Source organism: Chitinophaga sp. CF418, assembly GCF_900142925.1.
Lineage (GTDB): Bacteria > Bacteroidota > Bacteroidia > Chitinophagales > Chitinophagaceae > Chitinophaga.
The window spans coordinates 254,582-273,451 of sequence record NZ_FRCN01000008.1; the positions used below are offsets into that span (position 1 = coordinate 254,582).

Genomic DNA, 18,870 nt, shown 5'->3' on the forward strand with positions numbered 1-18,870 from the left:
CCTTCTGTGAGCACCGTATTTTCTATATTTTCTCCGTACTACTTGCCCATTTCAGCCGACTTCACGTCCTTTGATATTACCACGGATGAAAAACATTACCACGTTGTTGACACTGAGAGGTCCTGGGATAAACTCATGTCTTTAAATACCTACCATAATGAGAAAACCCGTTTCTTTTCCCTCGAAAGCGCGGTATCGCGCCTCCATTACGCAGGCTGGTCCTGCCCGGTCCAAGTACCTCAGGAAAGTTCCTGGCTGGTACCAGCTCACTCTTTTTATGCTGTTACTGATACAGAGTATGGCTTCATTTGCACAAAGCGACGGATTACCCCGCGGTGCATACCAGTTGCCCTACACCCGTTATGAATCAGAGAATGCTACGCTCGATGGCGGCGCAGCGTTACAGCAATCTCCCCAGTTTATTCAGACTGACATTGCATCGGAGGCGTCTGACCAGAAGTATGTAAGCCTCGGCAGCAACAATGCCAGCGTTGAATGGACACTGACGCAGGCGGCCCAGGGCGTGACGCTTCGTTTTACCCTGCCCGATGATAATACCGGCGCAGGAAGAAGTGGTGCACTCGGTCTGTATGTGAACGGTACAAAGGTGCGAGACATCAACCTCTCCTCCTACTGGGCTTACCAGTATTTCCCTGCGGCAGATCCGGTACAGACGCCCGGAGGCAAGACCTTTATGCGTTTTGATGAAGTGCATTTCCGGCTGGATAATCCGCTGAATGCGGGTGATAAACTCAGCATCCGGAAAGACAATGGAGACGCTATTACCTATGGCGTTGACTTCATTGAGCTGGAGCCTGTTCCTGGGGCATTACCTCAGCCAGCCAATTATCTTTCAGTGACAGATTATGGCGCTGTGGCCAATGACCAGACAGACGATTTTGCCGCCTTTAATGCATGTATCGCTGCTGCGTCGGCACAGGGAAAACATGTGTATATTCCGGCCGGTCGTTTTATGTTGAGTGATAAGCTACCCCTGAATGTCAGCAATATGAAGATCCAGGGCGCCGGTATCTGGTACACGGAAGTGTATTTCTCGACCGACAAACAATTCTATGGCGGCATTATGGGACGTGCCAGCAATGTAGAGATCTCCCATTTTACACTCAGCACCATCAATAACGACCGTCTGAAATATGATGAGCCGAATCCAAGGCTGCCGGGTGAGATGTACAAGACCTATAAAGGCTTTATGGGTACTTATGGTACCGGTTCCCGGATACATGACATCTGGGTGGAACACTTTGAGTGTGGCTTCTGGATAGCAGGTTACGATCCTCCGTATCCGATCGATATTACCAGGGACCTGGTTATTTCCAAATGCCGCATCAGGAATAACTATGCAGATGGCGTGAACTTCTGTCAGGGTACTTCCGGTTCTGTAGTTGAGCAAAGTAGCGTGAGAAATAACGGCGATGATGGTCTGGCGGTATGGCCGGCTAATGTGGCTGGCAACAATGAGACCTGCCGCAATAACATTTTCAGGTACAATACGATTGAGAATAACTGGCGTGCGGGTAGTATTGCGCTCTTTGGAGGTACAGGGCATGAGATCCATCATAACTACATCAAAGACGGTGTTGGTGGCTCTGCCATCCGTTTTACAAATGACTTCCCCGGATTTACGTTTGAATATCCCGGAGATGTTATCAAAGTGTATGAAAACACTATGACGGGTTGCGGTACCAGTTATGATCTTTGGAATCAGAAGAGAGGCGCTATTGAGTTTTATGCAGGCGGTAGTGGCATCTTCAATATGCAGTTCGACAACAATACTATTCTTCGTTCTCAACGCGATGGTATTCAGATATATGGGAATAATCTTCATCATCTGGTATTCAACAACACCACTATTGATGGTACAGGATTGGATCCTGTTGTACGTGATGTTCCTGCAGACGTATATGGAGGTTTCGGATTGTATGTGCAGGCTGGCTCTCAGACGGCGACATTCAATAATCTGACAGTTACCAACGCGGAATCAGGTGCATATATCAACCGGAATACTAATTTCCAGCTCATCATACAGAACATCAATATTCCGGTATCGGGTGTTACGATAAAGCCGGCGAATGATACAACGCTTACCGAAGGTCAAACCCTGCAACTGACAGCTGATATTATACCGGTAGATGCGACCAATAAGAACGTGACCTGGAGCAGTTCCAATCCATCTGTAGCGTCTGTGGATGCCACGGGTAAAGTGACTGCCCTGGGATTTGGTACGGCTAATATTACCGTGACTACTGCCAGCGGCAATTTTACTGCTACCAGGAAGGTAAGCATCCTGCCGGGAGTAAATGTAATTGCAACAATTCCTAATGCTTCCGAGAATGGAACGGCTGGCAGGTTTACTGTCAGCACTTCTTCCCTGTCACAGAGCATCAGTGTAAAATATACTGTTACCGGTACGGCCAGTGCCAGCGATTATACGGCCAGTCCTGCGTTGAGTGGTACTATTACCCTGACGCCGGCGCAGCCTTCTGCTACAATCAATATCACACCGGTTAATGATGCGATATTTGAAGGTCCGGAGACAGTGCGTTTAACCTTACAGAAAGATGCATCCTATAATCTGGGAGGTGATACCGTTGCAGTGATCACTATTGCAGATAATGATAATCCGCCTTGTGTATCACCAGTGATAGCACAGGTATCAGGCACTCCTCCGGTGATCGATGCAACTATTGATGGCGCCTGGGCGATTGCTCCTGTGAGGAATATCAGCAATGTTGTACTGGGTAGTCTTCCGTCTGATTATGCAGGCAAATGGAGAGCGATGTATGACAATAATAATCTTTACCTGTTGGTAGAGGTGAATGATGGTACAAAGATCTCTGATTCCGGTGGCAACTGGTGGGAAGATGATGTGGTGGAAATATTCATCGATGGCGATAATAGTAAAGGGGCTACGTATGACGGAGCGAATGATTTTCAACTGGGCTTCCGCTGGAATGATAATACGGTGCATACGGGAGGTAACTCTGCGACCAGGACGACTGGTATTAACTTCAGCCAGTATGCTACGGCGACCGGTTATAATCTTGAAGTAGCTATTCCATGGACGACTATTGGTACTACTGCTTCGCTGGGTAAACCATTAGGGCTGGATGTGCAGATAGATGATGATGACAATAATGGTACACGTGATGCACAAATTGCATCATTTGCAACGAATACGACAGCGTTCTCAAATCCGTCTGTATTTGGTACTGTTTACCTGACAACCTGCAGTGGTACTCCTAATCAGCCTCCTGTAGCGAATGCAGGTGCAGATGTTACACTGGCAGCCAATACCACTACTGTGACCTTACAGGGTACAGGGTCTGATCCGGAGGGTAATGCGGTTACTTATAGCTGGACAAAAGTGAGCGGTCCTGCGGTAACTATCAGCAACAGTGCGATCGCCAATCCGGTAGTTTCCGGGCTAAGCAATGGCAGCACTTATGTATTCCAGCTGACGGTGAGCGATGGCAGTCTGACGGCTAGTGACCAGGTACAGGTTACAGTGGGTACTGTCACTGATCCTAATCAGCCGGGCACCATACAAGCACGTCCGGCAGCAGGTACGATTACGGTAAATGGCAGTCTGAATGAAAGCAGCTGGAACCTATCACAGACCATCAGTAAAGTGACGACAGGTTCTCCGAATAACACCGCTACTTTCGGCGTGCTCTGGGATGCCAATAACCTCTACATTGGCGTGAAGGTGCTGGATGGAGCCTTGTATTCAGACTCACCCGATTCGTGGGATAATGATGCAGTGGAAATATTCATCGACGCGAATAATAACAAGCTGAGTGTGTTTGATGGAAACGACAACCAGTTCATCAAGGCATATAATAGCAGTTCATTGTTTAGTAAGGTAGCTGTTACAGGCGTACAACATGCGTATGCTGCCATCACAGGAGGTTATACCGTTGAGATCAGCATTCCATGGTCGCAGCTGGGCATTACGCCATCAGCGGGTGTATCCTTTGGTTTTGATGCTGGTTATGATGATGATGATAATGGAGGAACGCGTGATGGTCAGGCGGTATGGTTCGGCAACCTGTACAACTATGAGAACACATCAGGTTATGGCACTGTGATACTGGCCAATGCGACTGCGGCAGCAACTACGACAGCTGTTACACATGGCGCTGTTATTACGGAGAAAGCACCTGAGATCCGTATCCTGCCTAATCCGGCGACAGACGGACAGGCAAAGATTATGATCTCCAATCATAGTGGTAAAGGGTATGTATTTGTGTATGATCTGAATGGCAACCAGGTATATACAGCCAAAGTACAGGCGGAAGTGCGGCTGAATCTTCCGCAGTTACCTAAAGGAGTATATGTGGTGAAGTATGTATCAGGAGAGAAAGTGATCACGAAGAAATTGTTGATACAGTAAGATCGCCATCGCTAAAAGAAGAACGCCTGCTTCGGGAACGGAGCGGGCGTTTCTGTGTATGTATCGATATATGCTGAAGGTGCAGGCCTTTTGCCATAGCACCTGGAGCTGGAGGTGTAAACAATAGAGAAGACCGGTATAGGGATATGGGACAGCCCATTGTTTATCCTTCTATTTTTGGAACAGACGCGAGTAACAGGGATTTGGCTTTCGCTTTTCTCCTTCCACGGAAGAACAGGTAGAGGTTAAAGAACAGCATTACTCCCAGGTAGATGCAGAAGCCGCCGATCTTGGCGCTCAGGATCTCCATCAAACTTTGCTGATTGCTGACAGCATATGATATTTCCATTACCCAGAAGGCGAATCCCAGGTTGAGCAGGTAGAAGCCTGTCTCAAACAACTTATTGGTAGCAGTAGCGATATCTGTTTTACCATGGAATATATCCAGCATAAACACTTTACTGTTTTTAAACAGTGTGTGCGCCACATACCATGTCAGGATGATCACAATGGGCAGATAGATCAGGTAAGCGATGAAGTTAAGAGACGATTGCATACAACAGTGTTTTAAGGGTGAAGAATTGATTTATTACGTTTACTGATGAGATAGATCACCAGCATGTTGAAGTAGTGCATGGTGGCCAGCGTGAGCACTATCTTTCCGGTCATGACCGTTATAGATGATAACAGCTCCGTCCAGCTGAGAATTGTATCCCAGGTACTGATCATCAGTGCAGCATAACCCAGATTTACCAGGTAGTAACCGACTAGTAATATGCGGTTAATTGCATCTGTAAGGGATACGTCGTTCTTTAGCAGGTCCAGGATAAATATTCGTCCGTTACGGTAAAAAATAAAACCCACGCGCACAGTTATCAGGTAGGTGATGAAGAGATAAATGATGTAAGCGAGTGTGTTCATACCGGGTACATTTTAGGTGACTGGCAGAAGGTTGCTTTTGTGATACAAACCTAGGTATTAATATTCGAACTTTCAAAATATTCTGAAAGTTTCAGTTTAAATATAAATGCAACTAATTGATATTGTGGTAAATATTTTTTGTGGGATGGTGCTTGTTGGAGCAATTAGCTATTTTAAATACCTTGGCCGTAAATACAACGGTTATGTTATCGACCCGACATCTGGTATTTATGGAGGTAGCCCGGGAGAAAAGCTTTTCCAGGGCCAGCGAGGTATTATTCATCTCCCAGCCTGCGGTAAGCGGGCATATCAAGAGTCTGGAGGAGCAATATCAGACTAAGCTATTCGAGCGGAAGGGGCTGCATATAGAGCTGACAGAGGCGGGTCAATTACTGTATAAAAGGCTGCTGACGGTGAAGATGATACAGCAGGAGACGGAATTTGACATATCCGTCATGAAGGACAAGCTTCAGGCAAGCGGGGTGCTCAACCTTGGCGCCAGTACGACGGCGGCTTTGTATATACTTCCCCGGGTGATGTCGGCCTTCAACCTGGAATATCCCCGGGTGGAGATCTCTCTGCTGAACAGGAACAGTGAGATCGTATTGGACGCCCTGATAAACAAAGAGATCAATATCGGGGTGACGGAAGAGAAGGGCAAACTGAGCAATGTGACCTATCTGCCATTCCTGAAAGACCAGATTGTAGCTGTTTGCAGCCACAACAATCCGCTGGTAAAGAAAAAGGAATATCCGCTCCGGGAGATCCTGAATATGCCCCTGGCCATACGTGAGCGCGGTAGCGGTACCCTGGAGGCTATTAAACAGGGGCTAAAGAAAAGCAAGATCAATCTGGACGATCTGAAAATTAATGCACGCCTGGGGGGAACCGAGGCACTGAAGAACTTCCTGGTAGAATCCGGTTGTGTGGGATTTCTTTCTACCCGGTCTATCGTAAAGGAGCTGCAACTGGGGGAACTTGCCGTCCTCAACTTTGAAGGACTGCGTATTGAGCGTAGTTTTTACTTCATCCAACGAAAGGGTGAGACCAGCGAACTGAATAAGCGATTTATCAAATTAGCGAAGTCTATTTATAACTAAATCTTATGGATCATAAGATTTCTATATAGCTTTCATTATAGCCTAAGGCATACATTTGTCTTTCAAATGAGTGCTTTATGAATATCCTTTTTTATTACGAAGAATTGTATAATACGACTACTGAAAGATTGAAAGAACTTGCCGGTATCTCTATACAACACAAGAATAATCTGCTGAAACAAATGAAGGAACATACGCCTTCTTTCCTGACTACCAGCACTGCTGATATTGATCTGCTGGCGAAAAAAGTAGTCGCTTCCCTGGGTGCGGTTTTATGTCCCGAAGCTGCTGCTGAATATGCCGGTGTTAGTAAATTAACTGAAATGGATATGGCTGAAGGAGAATAAACTACAGCCGCTCCAGCTGTCGTTTATAGTCATACTGTAGGTCCTCGTGCTGTAGTGAAATAGACTTCTCAATCTTTTTCACCTGCTGTATATAAAGTTTGGTCAGAGCAACGCTCTCCCCTACTTTAATGCCTGCTTTTTTTATCTTCGTACAGTAATAGAGTAATAATTCTACTTCGGCTTGTTTTGAGCCGGTGTATTTGATATGCTTGTTCGTAGCGCGTAATATCTTCCGGAGATGCTTCTTGACAAAATAGATGTTCTGCCTGGGAGATTCGGCAAAGGCGGCATCCATCTCTTCTTTTACTGCTTCTATGTACGCTTGAAGATCGTGTGATTCAAAGAGCAGGTAGTTGAGCAGTTCCTTGTTTTCCTTTTTGAACTTAGCCAGACGCAGGCATAATTCCACCAGCTGGGCTGGTGGGACTTCCTGTAGTTCTTTTTTTAATTCGGCGATAGAGGCGGCTTTCATGGCTATTCGGTATAGAAGTCGATTAAAGCGCCGAAGTAAGAGTTAGCCCATCCTTCTACGATGTCGTCGTAGGCTTCGTCGGGGATGTTCGTGTGCCGTAATTCCACGTCTGTGCCTTTTTTGTTCGGGTGAAGGATGATGGTGACGATGGAAGGTTCTTCCTGTTCGCCGAAGTACCATTCCTGGACGATCTTTTTGTCTTCTTCGAATTCCAGGTTCATGCCCACGATGCTTTCCTCCCATAGGGAGAATTCGGTGCCGGGTTCAGTGGACATTTCGGCGGGTTCACCAGACCAGAGCTGGATGGTGCTTGGATTGGTGAGTGCTTTATATAAGTCTTCCGGAGGTGCCGGGATGATGAAATGTTTTTTGTAATCTTTCATGTGAGTATTTAGGGGGCAAAGCTAGGGAAATATTTGATAAGTGAATTTAGCCATGAATATGCTATTGATAAGGGGGGATTTAGTTAATTCGCGTCGATTCGATATTGCTCATCTTAGATAACAAAGTACAGTGTGCATTATACGAAAATGAGCTCGTAAGCGGTTATGCAAAATATTTATTGGCTTTTTCAGCTATCAACTTTCAGATACAATTATACCCAATCATTTCAATTATGCAATCGCAGGTGCCTATCCGGGATTAACAACATAGGAAAGCACCTGCGATAACGTTGGCTGTTGCTTAATGGCTGTTATTTCCCATCCCACGCCTTTTTGATAATCAGCTTCTCTTTACTTACTATGATGTCAATCGGGTCTCCTACATTAAAGCCTGCTTCTTCCAGCCACAGGCCCCTTACGTTCAGCCAGGGAATACTACGTCCTCCATTCCAGTGATTACTTAATGTGCGATACTGCCCATGCAGTTTACCGCGACGGATTGCTTTAGATATTCTTAATGCCATAAAAAATATTTTTGTATCTAATACAATACTAAAATACTCAATTCAAGTTAATTGACAAAACTTTTGAGATTTTCTTGTAGCTTTTAAGTAACATATATTTGGGTATTCCGCTGTACTATACGGCATTATAGTACCTAAAACGATTTAAAATATGGTTACTTTCGGTAAAAGAGTTAGAGAATGCAGAGAAGCTAAAAACCTCTCACAGCAAGAATTGGCGAAGCTGATGACAACTTCTTATACCGTCATTGGTAAGTATGAACGTGATGAGATGATTCCCTCAATTGAAGTGGCTAAAAAACTGGCCAGGCTCTTGGATACAACAGTGGGATATTTATTGGGAGAGGCTTCTGATAGTGATATCTTTAAAGATCCAGTTATGCTGCAACGTTTCAATGAGATCAGTACACTTCCTGAGGAAGACAAACACTGTATATTGTATACGATTGATGCGCTTCTTCAAAATGTTAGAACTAAAAAAGCTTTTGCGAATAAATAGAAAATCTCCGACATAGAAAAAGAGTACCGTTTATTCTCTGCTTGATGCTTTCCTTGCTAAGTATTGCTTACTTCATTTAAAATCTTTAACAAACTTCTCATAAGAATTAAGTTTCAAAAAATCTCCTCTTTTTATCTTGGATTTGAGCCAGTTTTTTCCCTCCATCTTAATATTTTGAAGGACCCTAAAATGATAAAGCGACTGAATGAGATTAACGAACTACCTGACAAGATAAAGAGTGTGTTTACTCCCTACTGGATACTTTCCTTGCCAAATCTAAACTTCAAGCAATACTTAATCATTATGGATTATCTCTTTTGCTTCTGACTAACAAAATATTTGAGCTATCACCAGTGTTAAAAAGGAAAACTGAATCATTTTTATAGCCAATCACTTCTCGTTCCCTATCTCGGATCCAAATTTTTGAGCCATCATTAGTAATCCTCCATGTATCATTTACCACCAGATCATCTTGAAAAAATTTCCGCCTCTCAACACCATTATAGTATAGGTAGTAGTAACAGACACCCTTTTTTTCAAACTTATAACAATAAATCGCTTTCCCATTAGATTCCACAATATCCCAATACTTTCCCGATACTAATATATTTCCTAGACGGGTACCTTTGTTTCGATTACAAGAACCCAATAGTAGTAAATATATTATTCCAATTATCCAAATTTTAACATTCATGCACTTGAAGTTTTCAATTTAATTTATTGCTGATATCATTTTATTTTTCCTGCACAATGTATATCTATAATTAGATGCCTCTTATTAAAAACTCTTACTTTTAGCTCAACAAGACTTATTTGTTCCTATTATATCAATGGGGTGAAGTTTTTGGCTCCATTTTCCCTTCCCCTACCTTTTTCCCATTTCTATAGATTTGAAAACTGTAGGAGGAAGATTTTGGTGCAGAAACATCTACTTTCAGCACATGCCCAGATTTCCCGTTCTTGTTAAAATCATCTACAATACTCTCTATACCAGGGCCAAAGCCATTAATTCCCTCTTGGTCGTAGTAGTTAAGTACAAATTGGGCAAACGATGCAATCCATCCAAGTTGATATCTTTCAGGAACTTTAGCAAATGTTGGATCCTTCATTTGATTTAGATAAACATTAGTATGCAAAAGAAAGCTTTCCGCAACGTTCTTAATATTATCCTTTTTATGCAGGTCCTCATGTATCAATGCAGATTTCATAACGTTGAAATCTCCAAGGGGCTCTGGAATTTTAAGCTTATTCTTGTTAACAAAAATATCCATCCCCTAAGTAAAAGCTAACACACCATCTGATCCTGCATTTTTCCCCATATCTCCCCGATCTTTTAAACCTACTATCCCTTTACCCGTTTCAAGATTTTGCCCTCCTTTCCTTTGAAAGTCAATTCCTACTTCTTTCGCATAGTGGCCGACTATATTAGCGACTGCTTGCCGGTTTTCCACCGATTTCAAACTTAATTGTGTCAACAAAACATTTCCTTCCGAAGTTTGAACATAAATATGGGAAGTTTTTGTTTTCGTACTGTTAATTAACTGTCCTTTACTGTTGAAGTAATCATCAACTCCTAGCGGATCCACCTTATTGATAGGATCATTGCTAAATGTCACATAATCACCTTGCCATGGTTTAATGACAGGGTCTATATTCCATCTCCTTCCTATCCTTGGGTCATACTCCCAGAACATCGCGGTATAACCATTTCCCTCTCCATTTATCTCCTCGGATTTCTCCTGCCCATTAAACCCATAACGGTAGCCGCCTACGCACTTTCCTCCGACACGCACCCTGCCCTGCACACTTTTTTACTCAAAGAGCTGTCGTAAATATAGTTTCTCTTTTTTATCCCTCTATAAAATTGACTAAGTCGCTGAATGTCCAACCTCATTAAAACCAAATTACAATTAACTCATTAAAAATACAGCCCGATCAATCGACCGAGCTGTTACTATTCTCACTATCAACTCAATACATTCTTGCCAACGAAAATGGTAGCCTTTACATTTAACATGTAACTCTACAAAACTTTTAACGCATCGTTGAGCTGCGAAATCAAACCGTTCTTTAATAAAATAGTGTCGTTTCCATCACTGTCGAATTCTTCATCATCTAAATCCAAAAAAGTATCCTTCGATGGATATTTTTGAAACCCCGAATATTTTGTAGTACATCCAGAACCAAGGGAAATCTCATTAAGTGACATTTTCTGAACTTTTAAAGCTCCAATATATTGATCTGAAAAATCATATGGCAAATAAACGATTTGATTAACTTCCATCTGCTCAATTGTTGCCATCCAACTTGCAATCATTAGTTTTAAACATTTTTCAACTTTATCCGGACCTTCCTGATCAGGCATAAAAAATGGATCTATACACAAATAATAGGAATCCACTTCTGAAGAAAAACCGATATCAGAAATATTTACAGAAATATCGTAATGCTGTTCTTCCTTTTTTGAATTAAATATGACTTCAAACATAAAAGTAAAAATTATTTTACTGGGAATGCCGTAACCATGTCTGATTGGTATTTTTTTCAATTACAATTTGTACCTTATTTAATGCCGCTTCCGAGCCTTTTTTCCACCCTCGTAACCAAGAGCCCATCCCATATCAACGATGTAAATCGTACGCCCGTCAACAAGATCAACACTTTTTGCGACCTTAGACCCTCCGGCTTTTGCCAATGTCCATGCTTCATCTAGGAATTCTACAACTGTTTCCTTTGCTCTCAATTTGAAAACTCCGTGATAGCCTTTTTTTAGATCATTAGCAAAATGCGCCACAAAATGACTAAATCTATTACCATGCTTGCTTCCTTGTCTAAGAATTAAACCGGATGATAAGTAAAACGCATTGTCAGACAGTTTCATTGCCTATTTAGCCCACTTAACACCGGTTGACGCCATGCCAAAAAAAGGAATTGCAGCTGCCATACTAAAAGCAGCGTTATCAAAATTTCCCTCTGCTGTATATAAGGCGCTATTAAGCAAATCAGGGACTTCACCAACCACCGGAACCATTCCTACCAAGTCAAGTCCACCATGTATCCCGTCTTTGTAGTTTTTATAAATGGCTTTGCTTATAACTACAGTAGCTCCCATACGGGGATTCTTGGCACCGATTTCCTCAGCGTCCACAGTCGTGGTAATGGCCTTAGCAAAACCAGCCTGGTTTATCAAGGAAGCACTAAAAAACTCTAGTCCATCTAAATCGATTCCATCAATCGGCCTGTTACTCGCAAATTGGTACGATGTCAGCTCAGGATATTTACGACTTAACGGATCGATACTCAAAAACTTCCCCAACCTCGGATCATACACACGCATCCCATAATCCCGCTGACTTCCCTCTCCTATGATTTCGTTGTCGTTCTCCTTCCCATTAAAACCCATAACTAGTCCATCTAGCCAACCGAGCATCATATAGAATCCACCCGCTTGTCTGAAATAATAGCCAACACCATACCCATGTGGTTGATCAATTCATAGACTTTCTTGCCCTTTGCAGACCAACTTGTTGCAATTAATTCGCTTGGCTCCCCCACACAGGGTGACCATACTTTATTAATAAATACCGCTACCAATTCAGGCAGCCGCATTTATTAATAAGGTATGATCGTTATGTTTACACAACTTTCTCAATATTTCGCCAATTAACCTATTCATATCAATAAACTTCGTACTCTAATACCTTTAAGATACAATAAGAGTCGATTTTTCGTTTCGAATGTGAATAACAACAACGATAGTTCTGCAATTTAGGTACCAGTACGTTCGTCTTCCCAATATTCACATAGGTAAACTTAGCATAAATTTTTTTATACATTAATATCTTTTCATTATCAAATATGATCGTTCTTAAATAATTCGAATCAGTCGCATTTATCATGTAATTTAACTTCTTCAACATTGATATCACCGAGTTGTCATCACTATATTTGATATCCACATTCATTTCAATGCTGTCGCGCTTAGAACGCGAACATAAGTAGAAAAAAACTCCACAATCATACAACGCTATTGGATTTTGATAACAAAGAGAATCAAATTTAATAATCAGCGAAGTTTGTTCTATTTGATCTCTCGCATGCGCGACTAACGGAACATTAGCTTCATACATAAAGATACCGGAAATCGTATCAATAGAGTAGCCCTCTTCCATCTCTGCTTTCTTATCCGTTTGCCCGAATAAACTGCCTTATCCAAATATCAACAATAGTATCATAATTACTCTAATCATATTATGCTTATTAAATTTTACCATGTGTACCTCCGATCATATCCTTAGTAGGAGATGGACCTCGCTCTAGCCTTCCTCTATCTTTAACTGCTTTCTCCAGGAGCTCTTTCGTTTCAGTTTCTGTGGGAGTAATCATACCATGAGTAACACCTCCTATAGATTGCACATTAGTAGCCGGGTATATTGCATTTCCATTTTTATATGGTAGATGCCCTTTACCCAGCGAATTATGAAAACCTACTTCATGCGCCAATAGCTCTTCATAGCTTTCGGCCATATATTGCGTGTTGCCTGGCGCAAATAGAAAGAAACCTGGATTAATCCAAACATTAGTGTTGTCATTCTCATAGTCTGATCCAGCGAAAGCATTGGGTCCAGAAAACATATTAACATACCCAGTACGTACTGTTGAATATGACACACCATATGCATGTTCCGCACTCGCTTCAGGCACGTATCCCAGACTGAAATTATATTTCACCTGGAGTTCATAACCAATCCCTTTCTTAAAGTCCGCTTCTGTAATAAATTGAAAACACTTACTTGCTTCTGGAATATCTTTAGAGTATAATGTAACATTTCCGTTACTAAATACCCTACCAAAGTCAGAATTACTGAGTCTTTGCATCTGTGGAAGGATTCCCGCCTGTACTATATCGACATGTCTAACCAACTCAATTGTATATGTCCTTGGTATGGATGACCGGGTCATTACGGCTTTCTCCATTCCATCAAGATCTACGCTCCTTATCACATCATTCTCCGCAAAGGCATAAGTACCATTCCAAGGATAACTCTTCGTCAACGGATCCACACTCAAAAATCTCCCCAACCTCGGATCATACACCCGCATCCCATAATCCTGTTGATTCCCCTCACCTTCCACCTCATTATCATTCTCCTTCCCATTAAACCCATAGCGATATCTTCCTGCGCACTTTACCGATATACACCCCGCCTAGCTAACAACCCTACCCGAAAAACTGACTATCACGGATAGCCCCTTTTATATATTCTTCAGCTCAAAGAAAGCGTTACATCTCGGCAAATAATCCACTGGGCGCTCTAACAAAGCCTATACAATTTCCTTAGTAATTTTCTTGTCCTCTTCAAATTGACGGTTCCCCACCCACTTTCATCCCCTGTGCCGAGTTCAGAACTAGACCTTGTATCGCGGTTATATGAATAATGTTTTCGCTTCATAAGGTAAATTCGGTTCCAGTTTTTTGGGTATTTCGGTAGGCTCACCGGTCCAAAGTTGGGTGGTAATGGGCTTGTGAGTGCGTTGCAGTATATTTAATAGGGAACCGCCGGTAAAGCCTCAATTTCATCATCATTCATTTCTCTAACCTTTTGTACAAAGTCAACAGCTCGTTGAAATGCACGCTTAAACTGCTTTAAATCTGACTCGGTAGATTCTACTAAAAAGGTTTTACCATCTGTCTTAGGTCCTTCAAAAACCCGAAGAAAAAAATGGTTTTTGCGATTTGGTAAATCAAACATATCTCCAAACCAAGACAAAGATATCACAAAGACATAATCTCTGATATAATATTCCCCCCCCAACATCACTTGTCAAAAGAAGAAACTGATCCTCCAATAACACATCTTCGTCTAAAGGAAAGTCAGCATATATCTTACCGTCAAATATTTCGGTTCCAAAATATTGCATGATTTAACATTTATATCTCTTAAATAACGCCCAATTAATTAAACTCCGCACTCCACTTTTATCAACTATTATGTACGATGCCGATATCAGGACGGAGGGTATTCCATCTCCTTCCTGTCCTTGGGTCATACTCCCAGAACATCGCGGTATAACCATTTCCTTTCCCATTTATCTCCTCGGATTTCTCCTTCCCATTAAACCCATAGCGATAACCACCCAAACTCCACTTCCTGCCTGGTTACGACAGCCCTCTACATTATTTTATTCAAAGATCTACCCCGAAGATATAGTTTTTAGCTAGCCTTTACCTTAATAAAGCCGGACCCAATTCTTGGGCTGGTTTCAGATCTTATTAAGACTCCTTTCTTATATACGATTTCACTTCTCTGGCGAGTTAAAATATTTCGTAAAGGGATCCCGCCCTTTTTTTTCACAGGGCGCAAGAGACTGAGCAGCCCAGCCTGTATGTCGAAAAATCGCATTCCTACATTCCAAACTATCTAATACACGGGCAAATAACACGTAATCCGTATTATCATTCAAAGGAGTAATAGTTACTATCACATTCTTCTTCCCCGAAATCCCTTTCAAATCCTTCCTGTTAATAGCAAGATAGTTGACCTTCAAAAGACTTAAGGAATCTAATTCGGCTTGCCGAACCATATATAAAATATCAGAGATACGCATTTTCACCAAAGCACCTGCATGATGCTTTCTAAAAAGACACGAGCTCCTTCCCTTTGAGATAACCTCTCCCAGATCCATTCGCACGACGTATGTATCCAATAATTTTAAATCATAAAAAGGTCTTTTCTCTTGCGCTACTGCCTTGTGGAATAGTAAGAATAAGCAACTCAGGCAAGTAAGATAAATCTTACTACTAAGGATTCTTTTTAGGAAGCGGATAACCAAAGTATTTATCATCTTTTACTCTTTCCGTTTTTGTATTGTCAAATATAAAATCAGTCATTTCCGGATAGCTTGGACTTAGGTTTACTTTAACGCTTCCTTGCGGAGTATCCAGGATATAACCGACGACACCAAATTTCAAGTAATTTATTCTTTGTACATCGGACGCCGCAATAGTCTTTAAATAACCTAATTGTGTTGGCACTTCATATGTTTCCCAATAATCGTTCTTAATAGGAAGTGAATTGGCGACAAAAAGTTTTGCTTCAACCTCAAGCCGCAAACCTGCACCAGCTACCCATCCTTTATCTCCTTTTAGAAACGGAAACTTCCCGTCCAGAAATTGTTCCGCGTGCTTTGTTTCTTCAAATAGAATTCCTGCAACCGGGTCTTTTGTTCCATATGCCTTCCCTGGATTCCCTATTGTAAGCGTGATATTTTTACCATCAAAAGAGGTTGTACCGGTTTTCGCATTTTGATCATATTTGTATATAAAATTGTCCACAGAACTATTTATCTTATCATACATCTTTGCAAACTCCGCGTTATAGTCCTTGTTAAGCACTTCCTTTCCTTTTTTCAGTACCGTCTTACTTGCATATTTTTGCACCATATCCCGCGAAAAATTATCCGCATACAATGCTGTATCTCCCAACGGATCCCTCATTTTGAGAGGACTGTTATTAAAGCATCCATATACACTTATATTAATGACTGGCTTAGGGTCCATATTCCACCTCCTACCTATTCTCGGATCATACTCCCAAAACTGCGCAGTATAGCTATTTCCCTCGCCTTTGATCTCATCTGACTTCTCTTGCCCATTAAACCCATAGCGATAGCCGCCTGTACAACAAAACGGCATAAAAGGCCCCACGACCGATTTTGCGCTAAAAAAACTCAACAAAATATAGTCTCTTTTCTCATTTATATAAACAATAGGAAAAAAGAAAGACAGCTGGACGATTTACGCCAGCTGCCTCAAAATTTCATATAGCGCAAATCCACCAAACTCTAAGTAATCAAGCTCTTTAGACAAAGAGCTAAAAAACATTTAGAGGGCGCTGTCATGGATCTATAATATGGTACTGGCTATTGAGATGAACTGGTCCTCCTATATATAGATCATGTTTTTTAGAATAGTATGACATTCCTCTCCCAATGTCTCCCTCTATCACTTTACAAGAAATATCAAGATATTTTTTCCTAAATAAATCTTCAAAGACCTGATATTTCGGGTCGGACCTCTTTAATTCACGGTTTTTAGCTATCGTATTAAATATCTTAATAAAAGTGATGGTAGTACTTAAATCTAAGGAATCAGAATTTTCCATTATAATAATGCCCCTTTGGACAATAAAATCAAACTCTAACTTTCCGATTTCATTTTTCCTTTTGTTATCTTGAGTTTCGCAATAACTGTTCACCCATTATCTATTTGCGTCTCTTCAGCTTATAATGCTTATTATATAATTGTTCAAATTCAAGAAACAAAAAAACGATATTTTTGTCACAGTCAATTATACAATCTCTACTATTGAAAACTGTAGATCCGTGAGGAATTATCTGCGAATAATGTTCACCTTTTTTAATAATAAGCATATCAAAATAATGACGCGTCTGTTTGCTGGATATTATATAATAATCCCTATCGTACACTTGAAACGTGTCTAGCATAGGCATTGTTGTTTTAACCTTATATGACTTTGCGCCCCCTCCTTTAATGCCATACTCTATGTAATAATCAGTTGTATCTTTGAACAATTTAAAAAAAGAGCTCACACCACCCGAAACACCTGCCAACATAATAAAAAAATTGTTATCCTTAGTAATATAGTCAGTATCTAAATAGGATATTCTTAAACCAGAGCTATCAACGTGAACTCTGCAATCTTGAGCAGCGCCCTTTTCTATTTTTAAAATAAAACTAACGAGAACCAATACCAAGTACTTCATATAAATCAATGTTCTTTTGGAAATATTTCGGGTCATACTTTTTAAACAAATCATAATCAGAACCTATTACGGAAGATTTTTGAAGTCCTTTTTTGGGATCGTATTTTATCTCCAGTTTGAAACCAGGTGAATAATATCGTCGTAGTTGAATGTCAGAATAGCTACTTTTCTTCAATTCACTTCTAACAACATTTTCAATAAATAAAGCTCCCAATTCAGAAGTTTCATGTCTTCTTTGGTGTGAAACATTGTAATCATTCCATGCGGAATAATCCTTCTGGCTAAAAACATTAGAATTCAAGGTACCAAACGGAGGATCCAAATTATAAAGTTCTCTTATTTTATGACCAGTTTCATGTGCAATTAATCCCAGTATTGCATATTTTTTAGGTTCTTCTCCATTGGCAAGAGTATTAATTTTGTAATGGACACCGATTCGTATCTCATTCCCACCTTCTGGAGTCTTGCCGCCATCTTCGTTAGTTGCAGTGTAATAATATGTTTCCTTTCTACCATCTAAATCATTATAAATCTTAGCAAATGAGCTAGAATTCCTTCTTAGTTCCCCAATTCCATTTTTCATCTGTTTAAATTCCTCCTTTGTGACGCCATTCTCTCGCCTTAACTTCACTTTATCTCCTAAAGGATCAATCCACAAGATGGGACCATTCAGAAATGTCGCATAAGAACTAACTGACACTTCTGGTTTAGGATCAACGTTCCACCTCCTACCCATCCTCGGATCGTACTCCCAATACTCTGCAGTATAACTATTTCCCTCTCCCTTTACCTCGTTTGACTTCTCTTGCCCATTAAACCCATACCTATAACCTTTAAAGAAACGTAAAGCAGTTGGCAGGAAACATCCCACCAACTGCTCACATCCATATGGGATGTCAATTTCTGTTATCTATTTCACAGTTATTCATTCTCTCAGCCCCCCTTATCAACAAAATAGATTCCTCAACTTCCAATACTGAGGCTAATGATTGTCAAACAAGACTATAAACCGAGAATATACTCATTATCTAATTTCCTACTCTTATCTTTGTTTGTTTCCTTCTCTTTTTGTTGTCATCATCATACCAAACCGGTGCGGTAGAGACAATACTTTCATCTATCAATACATCATAATTTCCAGAATGCTTATAAAGGAGCTTATTCTCACTATTCTCGACAAGCCAAAATCTTTCTCGTAATAAATACGACTTGAGACCAACTACATAAAGATCTAATTGGCCTGATTCAACCGGAACATTGTTTATGGTTCCCCATCTCAAATAGAAAAACTTTTCAACCCCTATATAAAATATTGTATCGCTTGATGTCAAACCAGTCACAATTCTTTTCTGGCTTCCATTTTCCAGTCAAAATATCTATAAAGGCAACGTTTCTTCGCTGCCTTCATAAACACTGCTGATTT

The 18,870-nt window shown here is 41.0% G+C and carries 19 protein-coding genes and 2 pseudogenes; 4 read left to right on the top strand and 17 right to left on the bottom strand.

Annotated features, from left to right (window positions below; genetic code table 11):
- The first annotated feature begins 157 nt into the window (after window positions 1-157).
- Complete coding sequence (locus tag F3I09_RS18960; RefSeq protein WP_149696611.1) at window positions 158-4,414, top strand: sugar-binding protein; 4,257 nt, start codon at window positions 158-160, stop codon at window positions 4,412-4,414.
- Window positions 4,415-4,577: 163 nt separating this feature from the next.
- Here F3I09_RS18960 and F3I09_RS18965 read toward each other — a convergent pair whose 3' ends face one another.
- Both F3I09_RS18965 and F3I09_RS18970 read right to left on the bottom strand, forming a co-directional pair.
- Complete coding sequence (locus F3I09_RS18965) at window positions 4,578-4,970, bottom strand: hypothetical protein (RefSeq protein WP_149696612.1); 393 nt, start codon at window positions 4,968-4,970, stop codon at window positions 4,578-4,580.
- A gap of 11 nt (window positions 4,971-4,981) precedes the next feature.
- The gene (locus F3I09_RS18970) at window positions 4,982-5,335 is read right to left on the bottom strand and encodes a hypothetical protein (RefSeq protein WP_149696613.1); all 354 of its coding nucleotides are present in this window, start codon (window positions 5,333-5,335) and stop codon (window positions 4,982-4,984) included.
- Window positions 5,336-5,538: 203 nt separating this feature from the next.
- Here F3I09_RS18970 and F3I09_RS18975 point away from each other — a divergent pair, with 203 nt between their 5' ends.
- Window positions 5,539-6,435, top strand: coding sequence for a LysR family transcriptional regulator (locus F3I09_RS18975; RefSeq protein ID WP_149696614.1), 897 nt, complete (start codon window positions 5,539-5,541; stop codon window positions 6,433-6,435).
- Window positions 6,436-6,512: 77 nt separating this feature from the next.
- The gene (locus tag F3I09_RS18980; RefSeq protein ID WP_149696615.1) at window positions 6,513-6,782 is read left to right on the top strand and encodes a hypothetical protein; all 270 of its coding nucleotides are present in this window, start codon (window positions 6,513-6,515) and stop codon (window positions 6,780-6,782) included.
- A 1-nt stretch (window position 6,783) separates the two neighbouring features.
- Here the strand turns inward: F3I09_RS18980 and F3I09_RS18985 are convergent, their stop codons facing one another.
- From F3I09_RS18985 to F3I09_RS18995, 3 genes are all read right to left on the bottom strand, one after another.
- Window positions 6,784-7,254 (bottom strand): hypothetical protein, encoded by a 471-nt coding sequence (locus tag F3I09_RS18985; RefSeq protein ID WP_149696616.1) that lies wholly within the window; start codon window positions 7,252-7,254, stop codon window positions 6,784-6,786.
- A gap of 2 nt (window positions 7,255-7,256) precedes the next feature.
- Window positions 7,257-7,637 carry an SRPBCC domain-containing protein gene (locus F3I09_RS18990; protein ID WP_149696617.1) on the bottom strand — a complete coding sequence of 127 codons (381 nt, stop codon included), beginning with the start codon at window positions 7,635-7,637 and terminating at the stop codon, window positions 7,257-7,259.
- Between the two features lie 311 nt (window positions 7,638-7,948).
- Window positions 7,949-8,161 (bottom strand): SymE family type I addiction module toxin, encoded by a 213-nt coding sequence (locus F3I09_RS18995; RefSeq protein ID WP_149696618.1) that lies wholly within the window; start codon window positions 8,159-8,161, stop codon window positions 7,949-7,951.
- A 151-nt stretch (window positions 8,162-8,312) separates the two neighbouring features.
- On the opposite strand from F3I09_RS18995, the gene F3I09_RS19000 reads away from it, so the two are divergent.
- Window positions 8,313-8,660 carry a helix-turn-helix domain-containing protein gene (locus F3I09_RS19000; RefSeq protein ID WP_149696619.1) on the top strand — a complete coding sequence of 116 codons (348 nt, stop codon included), beginning with the start codon at window positions 8,313-8,315 and terminating at the stop codon, window positions 8,658-8,660.
- Window positions 8,661-8,961: 301 nt separating this feature from the next.
- On the opposite strand, the gene F3I09_RS19005 is transcribed toward F3I09_RS19000, so the two are convergent.
- The 12 genes and pseudogenes from F3I09_RS19005 to F3I09_RS19060 all read right to left on the bottom strand — a co-directional run bounded on the left by F3I09_RS19005 (window position 8,962) and on the right by F3I09_RS19060 (window position 18,318).
- A complete protein-coding gene (locus F3I09_RS19005; protein ID WP_149696620.1) occupies window positions 8,962-9,354 on the bottom strand; it encodes a hypothetical protein in 393 nt (130 codons plus the stop codon).
- Window positions 9,355-9,487: 133 nt separating this feature from the next.
- A pseudogene (locus F3I09_RS34450) lies at window positions 9,488-10,354 on the bottom strand (hypothetical protein).
- 329 nt (window positions 10,355-10,683) lie between these two features.
- Entirely contained in the window at window positions 10,684-11,148 is a 465-nt protein-coding gene (locus tag F3I09_RS19020) for a hypothetical protein (RefSeq protein WP_149696623.1), read from the bottom strand.
- A gap of 78 nt (window positions 11,149-11,226) precedes the next feature.
- Window positions 11,227-11,541, bottom strand: coding sequence for a hypothetical protein (locus tag F3I09_RS19025; protein WP_149696624.1), 315 nt, complete (start codon window positions 11,539-11,541; stop codon window positions 11,227-11,229).
- Window positions 11,542-11,544: 3 nt separating this feature from the next.
- On the bottom strand, window positions 11,545-12,063 hold the full coding sequence (locus F3I09_RS19030; protein WP_188133868.1) for an RHS repeat-associated core domain-containing protein: 519 nt from the start codon (window positions 12,061-12,063) through the stop codon (window positions 11,545-11,547).
- A gap of 857 nt (window positions 12,064-12,920) precedes the next feature.
- Window positions 12,921-13,538 carry a hypothetical protein gene (locus F3I09_RS19035; RefSeq protein ID WP_223233295.1) on the bottom strand — a complete coding sequence of 206 codons (618 nt, stop codon included), beginning with the start codon at window positions 13,536-13,538 and terminating at the stop codon, window positions 12,921-12,923.
- A 108-nt stretch (window positions 13,539-13,646) separates the two neighbouring features.
- A pseudogene (locus tag F3I09_RS34795) lies at window positions 13,647-13,859 on the bottom strand (RHS repeat-associated core domain-containing protein); the annotation flags it as partial.
- 347 nt (window positions 13,860-14,206) lie between these two features.
- Window positions 14,207-14,413: a hypothetical protein gene (locus F3I09_RS19040; RefSeq protein ID WP_149696626.1), complete on the bottom strand. Its 207-nt coding sequence runs from the start codon at window positions 14,411-14,413 to the stop codon at window positions 14,207-14,209.
- Between the two features lie 547 nt (window positions 14,414-14,960).
- Complete coding sequence (locus F3I09_RS19045; protein ID WP_149696627.1) at window positions 14,961-15,347, bottom strand: hypothetical protein; 387 nt, start codon at window positions 15,345-15,347, stop codon at window positions 14,961-14,963.
- 115 nt (window positions 15,348-15,462) lie between these two features.
- The gene (locus F3I09_RS19050) at window positions 15,463-16,398 is read right to left on the bottom strand and encodes a hypothetical protein (RefSeq protein ID WP_149696628.1); all 936 of its coding nucleotides are present in this window, start codon (window positions 16,396-16,398) and stop codon (window positions 15,463-15,465) included.
- 527 nt (window positions 16,399-16,925) lie between these two features.
- Window positions 16,926-17,447 carry a hypothetical protein gene (locus F3I09_RS19055; protein ID WP_149696629.1) on the bottom strand — a complete coding sequence of 174 codons (522 nt, stop codon included), beginning with the start codon at window positions 17,445-17,447 and terminating at the stop codon, window positions 16,926-16,928.
- A complete protein-coding gene (locus F3I09_RS19060; RefSeq protein ID WP_149696630.1) occupies window positions 17,419-18,318 on the bottom strand; it encodes a hypothetical protein in 900 nt (299 codons plus the stop codon). Before F3I09_RS19060 ends, F3I09_RS19055 begins: the two co-directional genes overlap by 29 nt.
- Window positions 18,319-18,870: the final 552 nt, after the last annotated feature.